At 70.7% G+C, this 12483-nt stretch carries 13 protein-coding genes and 1 pseudogene; 11 read left to right on the top strand and 3 right to left on the bottom strand.

The annotated features are described in order from the left end of the window. From CCN72_RS26825 to CCN72_RS26795, 7 genes and pseudogenes are all read left to right on the top strand, one after another. A pseudogene (locus CCN72_RS26825) lies at positions 1 to 296 on the top strand (polyprenyl synthetase family protein); the annotation flags it as partial. Positions 297 to 412: 116 nt separating this feature from the next. Next, positions 413 to 2476 carry a squalene--hopene cyclase gene (shc, locus tag CCN72_RS26820; protein WP_086810337.1) on the top strand — a complete coding sequence of 688 codons (2064 nt, stop codon included), beginning with the start codon at positions 413 to 415 and terminating at the stop codon, positions 2474 to 2476. 1 nt (position 2477) lies between these two features. Further along, positions 2478 to 3119, top strand: a complete 642-nt coding sequence (locus tag CCN72_RS26815; protein ID WP_086810335.1) for a phosphorylase family protein — start codon at positions 2478 to 2480, stop codon at positions 3117 to 3119. Between the two features lie 6 nt (positions 3120 to 3125). Further along, a complete protein-coding gene (gene hpnH / locus CCN72_RS26810; RefSeq protein WP_086810333.1) occupies positions 3126 to 4148 on the top strand; it encodes an adenosyl-hopene transferase HpnH in 1023 nt (340 codons plus the stop codon). 4 nt (positions 4149 to 4152) lie between these two features. After that, positions 4153 to 5268 (top strand): flavodoxin-dependent (E)-4-hydroxy-3-methylbut-2-enyl-diphosphate synthase, encoded by a 1116-nt coding sequence (gene ispG, locus CCN72_RS26805; protein ID WP_086810331.1) that lies wholly within the window; start codon positions 4153 to 4155, stop codon positions 5266 to 5268. Positions 5269 to 5306: 38 nt separating this feature from the next. Then, complete coding sequence (dxs, locus tag CCN72_RS26800) at positions 5307 to 7205, top strand: 1-deoxy-D-xylulose-5-phosphate synthase (RefSeq protein WP_086810329.1); 1899 nt, start codon at positions 5307 to 5309, stop codon at positions 7203 to 7205. Further along, positions 7202 to 8587, top strand: a complete 1386-nt coding sequence (locus CCN72_RS26795; RefSeq protein ID WP_086810327.1) for an aspartate aminotransferase family protein — start codon at positions 7202 to 7204, stop codon at positions 8585 to 8587. The genes dxs and CCN72_RS26795 overlap by 4 nt, the downstream gene beginning before the upstream one ends. A 4-nt stretch (positions 8588 to 8591) precedes the next feature. Here CCN72_RS26795 and CCN72_RS38700 read toward each other — a convergent pair whose 3' ends face one another. After that, positions 8592 to 8771, bottom strand: a complete 180-nt coding sequence (locus tag CCN72_RS38700; protein ID WP_143664209.1) for a hypothetical protein — start codon at positions 8769 to 8771, stop codon at positions 8592 to 8594. A gap of 26 nt (positions 8772 to 8797) precedes the next feature. Here CCN72_RS38700 and CCN72_RS26790 point away from each other — a divergent pair, with 26 nt between their 5' ends. Then, positions 8798 to 9424, top strand: a complete 627-nt coding sequence (locus CCN72_RS26790; protein ID WP_037657445.1) for a helix-turn-helix domain-containing protein — start codon at positions 8798 to 8800, stop codon at positions 9422 to 9424. Next, positions 9421 to 9543 (top strand): DUF6126 family protein, encoded by a 123-nt coding sequence (locus tag CCN72_RS26785; RefSeq protein WP_037657443.1) that lies wholly within the window; start codon positions 9421 to 9423, stop codon positions 9541 to 9543. The genes CCN72_RS26790 and CCN72_RS26785 overlap by 4 nt, the downstream gene beginning before the upstream one ends. A gap of 43 nt (positions 9544 to 9586) precedes the next feature. Here the strand turns inward: CCN72_RS26785 and CCN72_RS26780 are convergent, their stop codons facing one another. Then, positions 9587 to 10384 carry a tyrosine-protein phosphatase gene (locus CCN72_RS26780; RefSeq protein WP_086810325.1) on the bottom strand — a complete coding sequence of 266 codons (798 nt, stop codon included), beginning with the start codon at positions 10382 to 10384 and terminating at the stop codon, positions 9587 to 9589. Between the two features lie 385 nt (positions 10385 to 10769). On the opposite strand from CCN72_RS26780, the gene CCN72_RS26775 reads away from it, so the two are divergent. Then, positions 10770 to 11555, top strand: a complete 786-nt coding sequence (locus CCN72_RS26775) for an SGNH/GDSL hydrolase family protein (RefSeq protein ID WP_086810322.1) — start codon at positions 10770 to 10772, stop codon at positions 11553 to 11555. Positions 11556 to 11759: 204 nt separating this feature from the next. Here the strand turns inward: CCN72_RS26775 and CCN72_RS26770 are convergent, their stop codons facing one another. Then, positions 11760 to 11954 carry a hypothetical protein gene (locus CCN72_RS26770; protein WP_086810320.1) on the bottom strand — a complete coding sequence of 65 codons (195 nt, stop codon included), beginning with the start codon at positions 11952 to 11954 and terminating at the stop codon, positions 11760 to 11762. Between the two features lie 293 nt (positions 11955 to 12247). Between CCN72_RS26770 and CCN72_RS38695 the strand changes: the two genes are divergently transcribed. Further along, a partial coding sequence (locus CCN72_RS38695) for a hypothetical protein (RefSeq protein WP_483027279.1) occupies positions 12248 to 12483 on the top strand: 236 nt, incomplete at its 3' end.

Here is a 12483-nt window from a genome sequence, read left to right as displayed (position 1 = left end):
GCAAGAAGTCGCTGCCGGTGGTCGCCGCGCTCGCGGCCGGCGGACCCGCCTCCGAGCGGCTCGGCGAGATCCTCGCCGCCGACGCCAAGAGCAGCGACTTCGAGAACTTCTCCGAGGAGGAGTTCGCGGCCCGCGCCGCCCTCATCGAGGAGGCGGGCGGCCGCGAATGGACCGCCGAGGAGGCGCGCCGCCAGCACACCATCGCCGTCAGCGCCCTGGACGCGGTCACCATGCCGGACCGGGTGCGGGCCGCCTTCACGGCCCTCGCCGACTTCGTCGTCGTACGAAAGAGATGATCACTATCGGTCGAACCATCCTCGCGTAGTCGCCGGCCGGTGTCGCGACAGGAAGCACACCGGCCGACGGCGGACCCACAGCAGCACGTCTCGCACGACTGTACGAAGGGGAAGCCATGACAGCGACGACCGACGGAAGCACCGGGGCCACCTTGCCGTCCCGCGCTGCCGCGGCCAGCGACACCACCCTCACGACCCCCGAGGCGGCCGGGGCACCGGAAGCCGCCGCACAGGCCGCCCGCCGCGCCACCGACTTCCTGCTCTCCCGGCAGGACGCCGAGGGCTGGTGGAAGGGCGACCTGGAGACCAACGTCACCATGGACGCCGAGGACCTGCTGCTCCGCCAGTTCCTGGGCATCCAGGACGAGCGCACCACGCAGGCCGCCGCGAAGTTCATCCGCGGCGAACAGCGCGAGGACGGCACCTGGGCCACCTTCTGGGGCGGACCCGGCGAACTGTCCACCACCATCGAGGCGTACGTCGCCCTGCGGCTGGCCGGTGACGCGCCCGACGCCCCGCACATGGCACGGGCCGCCGCCTGGATCCGCGAGCGCGGCGGCATCGCCGCCGCCCGGGTCTTCACCCGTATCTGGCTCGCCCTGTTCGGCTGGTGGAAATGGGAAGACCTGCCGGAGATGCCCCCGGAGCTGATCTGGTTCCCCGGCTGGATGCCGCTGAACATCTACGACTTCGGGTGCTGGGCCCGGCAGACGATCGTGCCGCTGACCATCGTCTCGGCCAAGCGCCCGGTGCGCCCCGCGCCCTTCGCGCTGGACGAGCTGCACACCGACCCGGCGAACCCCAACCCGCCCAAACCCCTTGCGCCCGCGAACACCTGGGACGGCGCCTTCCAGCGCCTGGACCGGGCGCTCAGGCAGCTGCGCAAGGTCGTCCCGCGCCGGCTGCGCAAGGCCGCGATGAACGCCGCCGCCCGCTGGATCATCGAGCGGCAGGAGAACGACGGCTGCTGGGGCGGCATCCAGCCCCCGGCCGTGTACTCGGTCATCGCCCTGCATCTGCTCGGCTACGACCTCGAACACCCCGTACTGCGCGAGGGCTTGGCCTCGCTGGACCGGTTCGCCGTCTGGCGCGAGGACGGCGCCCGGATGATCGAGGCCTGCCAGTCCCCGGTGTGGGACACCTGCCTGGCCGCCATCGCGCTGGTCGACGCCGGACTGCCCGTCGACCATCCCCAACTGGTCAAGGCCGCCGACTGGTTGCTCGGCGAGGAGATCGTCCGGCCCGGCGACTGGGCCGTCAAACGTCCCCAACTGCCGCCGGGCGGCTGGGCGTTCGAGTTCCACAACGACAACTACCCGGACATCGACGACACCGCCGAGGTCTCCCTCGCGCTGCGCCGGATCCGGCACCACGACCCGGAGCGCACGGACCGGGCGATCGGGCGCGCGGTGCGCTGGAACCTCGGCATGCAGTCGAAGAACGGCGCCTGGGGCGCCTTCGACGTCGACAACACCAGCCCGTTCCCCAACCGGCTGCCGTTCTGCGACTTCGGCGAGGTCATCGATCCGCCGTCCGCGGACGTCACCGCGCACGTGGTGGAGATGCTCGCCGCCGAGGGCCTCGCCCACGACCCGCGCACCCGGCGCGGCATCGCCTGGCTGCTCGCCGAACAGGAGCAGAACGGGGCGTGGTTCGGCCGCTGGGGCGTCAACTACATCTACGGCACCGGGTCGGTGGTCCCGGCACTGACCGCGGCCGGAATGCCCGCCTCGCACCCGGCGATCCGGCGGGCGGTGACCTGGCTGGAGTCGGTCCAGAACGACGACGGCGGCTGGGGCGAGGACCTGCGCTCCTACAAACACGCCAGGGAATGGGCCGGCCGGGGCGCCTCCACCCCCTCGCAGACCGCGTGGGCGCTGATGGCGCTGCTCGCGGCGGGGGAGAAGGACTCCAAGGCCGTCGAGCGGGGCGTCCAGTGGCTCGCGGCCACCCAGCGCGAGGACGGCACCTGGGACGAGCCGTACTTCACCGGCACCGGCTTCCCCTGGGACTTCTCCATCAACTACCACCTGTACCGGCAGGTGTTCCCGCTCACCGCGCTCGGCCGGTATCTGCACGGCGACCCCTTCGAGCGGCAGCTGCTCGCCAGGACCCCCCGGCCGCGGCCCGAGGCGGCCAAGCCCGCCGGGTCACCGCTCTCCGAGGCCAAGGGGAGCTGATGTGAACGTCCAGCCCGCCCCGGCCCCGCTGCTGATCGCCTGCGCGCTCGGCATCGAGCACCTCGCGCTGCGCTCGGGCGATCGCGGCGGAGCCGGCGGGCCGGTCACGTTCGTCCGTACCGGGATGGGGCCGCGGGCGGCGCAGCGCTCCCTCACCCGGCACCTGGCCCGGCCCGCGCTCACCGATGCCGCCGTGGTGGCCACCGGTTTCTGCGCGGGCCTCGCCCCCGGGATGCACCCCGGTGACCTGGTGGTCGCCGAGGAGACCCGGGACCCGCACGGCACCGTCCGTTGCGTGGGCACCGAACTGCTGGTGAAGGAACTCGCGCGGCTGCTGCCCGGCCGCACGGTCCACACCGGCCCGCTCACCGGCTCCGATCATGTCGTCCGCGGCCCCGAACGGTCCGCCCTGCGCGCGACCGGCGCGATCGCCGTCGACATGGAGTCCGCGGCCACCCTGCTCAGCGCCGTGACCGCGGGCGAACGCCCGGTCGCCGCCGTCCGGGTGGTCGTCGACACTCCCGAACACGAACTCGTCCGGATCGGCACCGTGCGCGGTGGAATATCAGCCGTCCGTGTTCTTCGTTCCGTACTTCCCGCATATTTCGAATGGCACCGTTCTTTGCTGCTCCCCCGGAGGTGAGCCCAGATGGCCATGCCGTTGCGTCAGTCCATCAAGGTCGCTACATACCTGGCCGAACAGAAGCTCCGCAAGCGGGACAAGTTCCCGCTCATCGTGGAGCTCGAACCGCTCTTCGCGTGCAACCTCAAGTGCGAGGGCTGCGGCAAGATCCAGCATCCGGCCGGGGTGCTCAAGCAGCGCATGCCGGTCGCCCAGGCGGTGGGCGCGGTGCTCGAATCGGGTGCGCCGATGGTCTCCATCGCGGGCGGCGAGCCCCTGATGCATCCTCAGATCGATGAGATCGTGCGGCAGTTGGTGGCCAGGCGGAAGTACGTCTTCCTGTGCACCAACGCGATGCTGCTGCGCAAGAAGATGGACAAGTTCACCCCCTCGCCCTACTTCGCCTTCGCGGTGCACATCGACGGGCTGCGCGAGCGGCACGACGAGTCCGTCGCCAAGGAGGGCGTGTTCGACGAGGCGGTGGCGGCCATCAAGGAGGCCAAGCGGCGCGGCTTCCGGGTGACCACCAACTCCACCTTCTTCAACACCGACACCCCGCAGACCATCGTCGAGGTGCTCAACTTCCTCAACGACGACCTGAAGGTGGACGAGATGATGATCTCGCCTGCCTACGCCTACGAGAAGGCCCCGGACCAGGAGCACTTCCTCGGTGTGGAGCAGACCCGCGAGCTGTTCAAGAAGGCCTTCTCCGGCGGCAACCGCAAGAAGTGGCGGCTCAACCACTCCCCGCTCTTCCTGGACTTCCTTGAGGGCAAGGTCGACTTCCCGTGCACCGCGTGGGCGATCCCGAACTACTCGCTCTTCGGCTGGCAGCGCCCCTGCTACCTGATGAGCGACGGGTACGTGCCGACGTACCGGGAGCTGGTGGAGGACACCGACTGGGACAAGTACGGCCGCGGCAAGGACCCGCGGTGCGCCAACTGCATGGCGCACTGCGGCTACGAGCCCACCGCCGTACTCGCCACCATGGGCTCCCTGAAGGAGTCGCTGCGGGCCATGCGCGAGACGGTCTCGGGAAACCGGGAGTAGGGCGATGGCCGCCGTACCCTTGGGCGTTCCCGAGGTACCGGCCCGGCAGGTGGCCCCGCGGCGGCGGTCGCGGGAGATCCACGTCGGGTCGGTGGCGGTCGGGGGCGGGGCGCCGGTCTCGGTGCAGTCGATGACGACGACCCGTACGTCGGACATCGGCGCCACCCTTCAGCAGATCGCCGAACTCACCGCGTCCGGCTGCCAGATCGTCCGCGTCGCCTGCCCCACGCAGGACGACGCGGACGCGCTGGCCGTCATCGCGCGCAAGTCGCAGATCCCGGTGATCGCGGACATCCACTTCCAGCCCAAGTACGTCTTCGCGGCCATCGAGGCGGGCTGCGCGGCGGTCCGGGTCAACCCGGGCAACATCAAGAAGTTCGACGACCAGATCGCCCAGATCGCGCGCGCCGCGAAGGACCACGGCACACCGGTCCGGATCGGGGTCAACGCCGGTTCCCTGGACCGGCGGTTGCTCCAGAAGTACGGCAGGGCGACGCCGGAGGCGCTGGTCGAGTCGGCGCTGTGGGAGGCGTCGCTGTTCGAGGAGCACGACTTCCGGGACATCAAGATCTCGGTCAAGCACAACGACCCGGTCGTGATGATCGAGGCGTACCACCAGCTGGCCGAACAGTGCGACTACCCGCTGCACCTCGGTGTCACGGAGGCCGGCCCCGCGTTCCAGGGCACCATCAAGTCGGCCGTCGCGTTCGGGGCGCTGCTCTCCCGGGGCATCGGCGACACCATCCGCGTCTCGCTGTCCGCGCCTCCGGTGGAGGAGGTCAAGGTCGGCATCCAGATCCTTCAGTCGCTGGGGCTGCGCGAGCGGCGCCTGGAGATCGTCTCCTGCCCCTCCTGCGGCCGTGCCCAGGTGGACGTCTACCGGCTCGCTGACGAGGTCACCGCGGGGCTCGACGGCCTCGAAGTGCCGCTGCGGGTGGCGGTGATGGGCTGTGTGGTCAACGGCCCCGGAGAAGCCCGTGAGGCCGATCTGGGAGTTGCCTCGGGCAACGGAAAGGGACAGATCTTCGTCAAGGGGGAGGTCGTGCGGACCGTCCCGGAGTCCCGGATCGTCGAGACCCTGATCGAGGAGGCGCAGCGGCTCGCCGAGCGGATGAAGTGAGTCCACATAACTGCACGGAGCGAGAGGGGGCCACGAACGTGACGATTCTGGAGACGATCCGGCAACCGCGTGATCTGAAGGGGCTGTCCGGGGCGGAACTCGGCGTACTGGCCGAGGAGATACGCGAGTTCCTGGTGCAGGCGGTCTCGCGCACCGGCGGTCATCTCGGGCCCAACCTGGGCGTGGTGGAGCTGACCATCGCCCTGCACCGGGTCTTCGAGTCACCGGTCGACCGGATCCTCTGGGACACCGGCCATCAGTCCTACGTACACAAGCTTCTGACCGGACGTCAGGACTTCTCCAAGCTGCGCGGCAAGGGCGGCCTGTCCGGCTACCCCGCGCGCGAGGAGTCCGAGCACGACGTCATCGAGAACAGCCACGCCTCCACCGCGCTCGGCTGGGCCGACGGCCTCGCCAAGGCGCGCGAGGTGAAGGGGGAGCGCAGCCATGTGGTCGCCGTCATCGGGGACGGCGCGCTGACCGGCGGCATGGCCTGGGAGGCGCTGAACAACATCGCGGACGCCCCGGACCGGCCGCTGATCATCGTCGTCAACGACAACGCGCGCTCCTACGCCCCCACCATCGGCGGGCTCGCCGACCATCTGGCCACCCTGCGCACCACCGACGGCTACGAGAAGGTGCTCTCCTGGGGCAAGGAGGTGCTCCAGCGGACCCCCGTCGTCGGCGCGCCGCTCTACGAGTCCCTGCACGGCGCCAAGAAGGGTTTCAAGGACGCCTTCGCCCCCCAGGGGCTCTTCGAGGACCTGGGCCTGAAGTACGTCGGCCCGGTCGACGGGCACGACATCGGGGCCGTCGAGTCCGCGCTGCGCCGTGCCAAGCGCTTCCACGGGCCGGTCCTGGTGCACTGCCTGACCGAGAAGGGCCGCGGCTACGAGCCCGCGCTCGCCGACGAGTTGGACCGCTTCCATGCCATCGGCGTGATGGACCCGGCGACCTGCGAACCGCTCACCGCCACCGGCGGGCGGTCCTGGACCTCGGTGTTCGGCGAGGAGATCGCCCGGATCGGCGAGGAGCGCGAGGACGTCGTCGCGATCACCGCGGCGATGCTGCACCCGGTCGGCCTCGGCGCCTTCGCCGAACGCTTCCCGGAGCGGGTGTGGGACGTGGGCATCGCCGAACAGCACGCGGTCACCTCGGCCGCCGGGCTCGCCACCGCGGGACTGCATCCGGTCGTCGCCCTCTACGCCACCTTCCTCAACCGCGCCTTCGACCAGGTGCTGATGGATGTCGCCCTGCACCGCTGCGGGGTCACCTTCGTCCTCGACCGGGCCGGCGTCACCGGTCCCGACGGCGCCTCCCACAACGGCATGTGGGACATGTCGCTCCTCCAGGTGGTGCCGGGACTGCGGATCGCCGCCCCGCGCGACGCGACCCGGCTGCGCGCCCAGTTGCGGGAGGCGGTGGCCGTGGACGACGCGCCGACCGTGGTGCGGTTCCCGAAGGAGAACGTCGGCCCGGACATCCCGGCCCTCGACCGGGTGGGCGGCATGGATGTGCTGCACCGCGCGGAGCGGGCGAAGGTGCTGCTGGTCGCCGTCGGTGTGATGGCGCCGGTGTGCCTCGGCGCGGCGGAACTCCTCGCGGAGGGCGGCACCGGCTGCACGGTGGTCGACCCCCGGTGGGTCAAGCCGGTCGATCCCGCCCTGCCGCGACTCGCCTCGGAGCACCGCCTGGTGGCCGTGGTGGAGGACAACAGCCGTGCCTCCGGCGTCGGTTCGGCCGTCGCCGGGGCCCTCAGGGACGCCGGAGTCGACGTGCCGGTACGGCAGTTCGGCATCCCGGACCAGTTCCTGCCGCACGCCAAACGCAGTGAAGTACTGGCCGACCTCGGCCTCACGCCGGTGGAGATCGCCGGACGCATTTCAGCGAGCCTGGCCGTCAAGGAATCCGACGGCACCGTCAAGGAGAGTGAATGACCAGCGAGTTCGACCTCGGCGCCCTGCTCGCCGAGCGCGGAGCCGAGCGGTACGAGCTGCACACCAGGTACCTCAACCCGCAGCTCCCGCGCATGTTGCACACCATCGGCTTCGACAAGGTCTACGAGCGCGCCGAGGGCGCCCACTTCTTCGACGCCGACGGCAACGACTACCTGGACATGCTCGCCGGGTTCGGGGTGATGGGCCTCGGCCGCCACCACCCGGTCGTCCGCAAGGCGCTGCACGACGTCGTCGACCTGGACCTCGCCGACCTCACCCGGTTCGACTGCCAGCCGCTGCCCGGACTGCTCGCCGAACGGCTGCTCACCCACAGCCCGCACCTGGACCGGGTGTTCTTCGGCAACAGCGGCACCGAGGCGGTCGAGACGGCCCTGAAGTTCGCCCGCTACGCCACCGGCCGGCCCCGCGTCCTGTACTGCGAGCACGCCTTCCACGGGCTGACCACCGGCTCGCTGTCCGTCAACGGGGAGAGCGGCTTCCGCGACGGCTTCGCCCCGCTGCTGCCCGACACCGCCGTGCCCCTCGGCGATCTCGACGCCCTGGCACGGGAGTTGAGGAAGGGCGACGTGGCCGCGCTGATCGTGGAGCCGATCCAGGGCAAGGGCGTGCACGAGGCGCCGCCCGGCTATCTGCGCGCGGCCCAGGAGCTGCTGCACAAGCACAAGGCCCTGCTGATCGCGGACGAGGTGCAGACCGGCCTCGGCCGCACCGGCGACTTCTACGCCTACCAGCACGAGGACGGCGTGGAACCGGATCTGGTGTGCGTCGCCAAGGCCCTGTCCGGCGGCTATGTCCCGGTCGGCGCGACCCTCGGCAAGGACTGGATCTTCAAGAAGGTCTACTCGTCCATGGACCGCGTCCTGGTCCACTCGGCGAGCTTCGGCGCCAACGCCCAGGCGATGGCGTGCGGGCTGGCCGTGCTGTCGGTCATGGAGAACGAGCAGATCGTCGCGGGCGTGCGCACTACGGGCGAGCTGCTGAGGTCCCGGCTCACCGAGCTGATCGACACGTACGAGCTGCTGTCCGACGTGCGCGGCCGGGGCCTGATGATCGGCATCGAGTTCGGCAAGCCGTCCTCGCTCAAGCTGCGCAGCCGCTGGGCGATGCTCCAGGCCGCCCGCAAGGGGCTGTTCGCCCAGATGGTCGTCGTACCGCTGCTCCAGCGGCACCGGATCCTCACCCAGGTCTCCGGCGACCACCTGGAAGTCATCAAGCTGATCCCGCCGCTCGTCTTCGGCGAGGCCGACGTGGACCGGTTCATCGAGGGCTTCGCGGCGGTCATGGACGACGCGCACAGCGGCGGCGGCCTGATGTGGGACTTCGGCAGGACACTGATCAAACAGGCGGTCGCCAACCGCTGACCGGTCAGTACATGAGCGACAGCAGCACCATGGGGAAGACGAAGCCGGCCGCGCCGAGGACCGTTCCGGTGGCGGCCGGCCACATCCTGCCGACCCCCTGCCGGGCGTAGCGGGCACCCGCGAGGCCCAGCGGGACGGCGAGCGCGCGAAGCTTTTTGCCTCGGAGGCAAGAAAATTGCCCCACGGGCAAAAGTGGGGCTGAATAGAGGCATGAACGCCTCAGATGCCGCATCGCCTGCGGCGGGCCAGGGCGAGGATCTGCCCGCCGTGGCGCCGCAACTGCGCGCACTGCGCCGACGGGCCGGTCTCACCCTGGAGGCCGCGGCCCGGGACGCCGGACTCTCACCGGCCCATCTGTCCCGGCTGGAGACCGGGCAGCGACAGCCCTCGCTGCCGATGCTGCTCGCACTCGCCCGTATCTACGGTACGACGGTCTCCGAACTCCTCGGCGAACGGGTCGCCGACCAGAACGCGATCGTCCGCGCCGCCGACATGGATCCGACCCGGGCCGCCGGGTGGACCTACTTCCAGGCCGGGGCCCCTGGCCGCGGGATGCAGGCCCTGCGGGTGCACGCGCCCTACGGCACCCAGGGCGACATCGTGCGCGTCCACCCCGGCGAGGAATGGCTCTATGTCCTCAAGGGACGGCTGCGGCTGCGCCTCGGTGACGCCACGCATCTGCTCGCCCCCGGCGACAGCGCCCACTTCGACTCGCTCACCCCGCACCGCCTCGCCGCCGAGGACCCGGACGGCGTGGAGCTGCTGTTCGTCCACACCCTGCTACAGAGCCCCACGGCCGCACTGTGCCTGGGGCACCTGAACGGAGAGCTGCTATGAGCAACCTCGAGACCAAGTTCCCCCGTTCCCTGTGGATCCGGCTGCTCATCTACATCGCCCTCGGGCACGTCCTGGCCGCGTTCCTCTATCTGCTCTTCGCGGTCGGCGCCAAGAGCTGAGCCCGCGCCCGCGCACACGGCGGGCGCGGACCGGACGAACGGGTCAGTCCACCAGCCGCGCCCGCAGCCGCTCCCGTGTCTCGGGAGCCAGCCGCAGCCCCTGCTCCAGATAGCGGTCCACGCCGCCCCAGGTCTCGTCGATGCTGTCGAAGGCGGCCGCCAGATACTCCGCGCGCGCGTCGAAGAGCGGGCTGAGCAGCTCCATCACCTCGGGCGTGTACGCGCTCTGCGCACTGGCGCTGCGCTGCACCTTGTAGCGGCGGTGCTTGGCGTTGGACTCCAGGTAGTCGGCCACGATCGCGTCCCGCTCCACCCCCACGGCGAGCAGGGTGACGGCTATGGAGATGCCCGCGCGGTCCTTGCCGGCCGCGCAGTGCAGCAGCGCGGGCACGCTGTCCTCGGCGATCGAGTGCAGCACCCGGGAGTGCTCGGCCGTGCGATTGCGGAGCGTGGACCGGTACGAGGCCACCATCCGGGCCGCGCCCTTGCCGTCGTCCAGGACCGCGCGCAGCTGGTCGAGGTCGCCGTCGCGGACCATCTTCCAGAACTCGGCGCCGTCCGCCGGGTCGCTCAGCGGCAGATTCACATTGCGCACGCCGGGCAGGGCGACGTCCGGGCCCTCCAGCTTCTGGTCGGCCGCGTTACGGAAGTCGAAGATGGTGTGCAGGCCCAGGGAGGAGAGGAAGACCGCGTCCTGCGCCGTCGCGTGCGCCAGGTGCCCGCTGCGGAACAGCACGCCCTGGCGCAGCCGGCGTCCGTCCACGGTCGGCAGTCCGCCGACGTCACGGAAATTGCGCACACCGGCCAGCTCCGGCTCGGTCGACGGGACCTGCTGCGTCACGGGGGCTCCTCCCGATCGGTCCCCGCCGTCACGGCTCGCGGCGGGCGCTGCGTCGACCATACGGCATTGGTTTCGTGGGGCAATGAGTTGTCCACAGGGCATGGTCAGCGGGGGTGGCCGGGGCCATGCCAGCCCTCAGTACCTGCTCTGGGCCACCTTCGACACCGACGCCAACTCCCCGCCGCCCGTGTGCAGATCCCCGGCGACGGGCTGTGGCGTATCTGGGGGCCAACAGCCCTGGAAGCGGGTGTATTCCTGGAACGGGGAATCTTTCGGAGTGGCTCATCTCACCGTTCGTCAACCCTTTCCTACGGTCGCGTAAGTCACACCCCAAGGTGAATCATGGCCCGACGTGGCAGACGATTCGAAGAGTGACAGCAGATCAGTGATCGGGTCGTACGTGGCGGTGGGGGACAGCTTCACCGAAGGCGTCGGCGATCCCGGCCCCGACGGGGCGTTCGTGGGCTGGGCCGACCGGTTCGCGGTACTGCTCGCCGACCGGCGGCCCGAGGGGGACTTCCAGTACACCAATCTCGCCGTGCGCGGGAAGCTGCTGGACCAGATCGTGGCCGACCAGGTCCCGCAGGTGGCCGAACTCGCCCCGGATCTGGTCTCCCTGTGTGCGGGCGGCAACGACATCATCCGCCCCGGCACCGACCCGGACGAGGTGGCCGAGCGGTTCGAGGCGGCCGTGGCCCGGCTCGCCGAGGTGGCCGGCACCGTCATGGTGACCACCGGCTTCGACACCCGGGGCGTCCCCCTGCTCAAGCACCTGCGCGGCAAGATCGCCACGTACAACGGGCATGTGCGGGCCATCGCCGACCGGTACGACTGTCCCGTGCTCGACCTGTGGTCGCTGCGGTCCGTGCAGGACCGCCGGGCCTGGGACAGCGACCGGCTGCACCTCTCGCCCGAGGGGCACACCCGTGTCGCACTGCGCGCCGGGCAGGCGCTCGGGCTGGAGATCCCGGCCGATCCGGAGCAGCCGTGGCCGCCGCTGCCGCCCCGGGGCACCCTGGACGTCCGCCGCGACGACGTGCACTGGGCCCGCGAGCACCTGGTCCCCTGGATCGGCCGCCGACTGCGCGGCGAGTCCTCCGGTGACCACGTCACCGCGAAGGGCACCCTGTCCCCCGAGGACATCCGGATGCGCATCGCCTCCGTGGCCTGACCGGTCCGGAACCCGCCCGGAACACCGCCGCCCCGCCTCGCACCTCACCGGGTGCGGCGCGGGGCGCGCGCGTCTCGCCGCAAATGTCCGATCGCCACCCGCGCGCCGTCCCGCGCCCCGGGATGGAAATTATGCAACCCGCTTTCGGAATGCCCGTTCGAGTTATCTCGTTCCCGCCTGGAAATCGGTGACGCCGCGCGCCGGCTAGTCGAGGCGGCGGTCGCGGCCGTGCGGAAGCTCGCCCGAGGTGGTCTCCTCCAGTAGCGCCGTGTACTTCCGCGAGAGCTCCTCGTACCGCTCGTCGGCCCTGTCCTCGGCGCGTTTACGCCGGGTCATGACGTACAGAGCGAGCGGCCCGGTGATCATCGAGACGACCGGGATCAGTGCCCACCACGGCATGGATCCTCCCCTGGGTGCGTGGTGCCCCGGCATATGACCCGGCCCACCTGATCGCAGCGTATGCCCTTGCGATCGGATCGCCAACGCCCCATCTCCCGGCGACCTTTGGGCTGCTCACGTGTCACCGGACGTTTTCTTCCGAGCACTGGACGCCACCGCATCTTCGAATCTAAGTTCCCGTCTCGGTAGTGGAATTGGGCGCGCCGACGCTCTTCGGCGTGCCCAACGTCGCGCCGTCGTACCACCGTTGTGCACCCCCACTGCACTCCCCACCTCGACGCTGAAAGGCCACGGTGAAGACAGGCACCTCCGCGCCGGACAGCGCTCTCCCCGCACCAGGGACCCATCAGCCCCGGTTCCTCGTGCTCGGCCTGCTCGCCATCACCGACGGCCACGACACCGTCGTACTCCAGCCCTCCCGCCCCGCCTCGCTCCTCGCGGCCCTGCTGCTCCACCCCGGCGCGGTGGTCGGCTCGGAGCTGCTCCAGCGGGTGGTCTGGGGCAACCGGCCGCCCGCGGGCGGCAGATC

It is taken from the genome of Streptomyces murinus (assembly GCF_002154555.1).
In the GTDB taxonomy this organism is placed as follows: domain Bacteria; phylum Actinomycetota; class Actinomycetes; order Streptomycetales; family Streptomycetaceae; genus Streptomyces; species Streptomyces murinus.
Note: the sequence above shows the minus strand (reverse complement) of the source record. Positions and strands in the feature narration are given on the sequence as shown.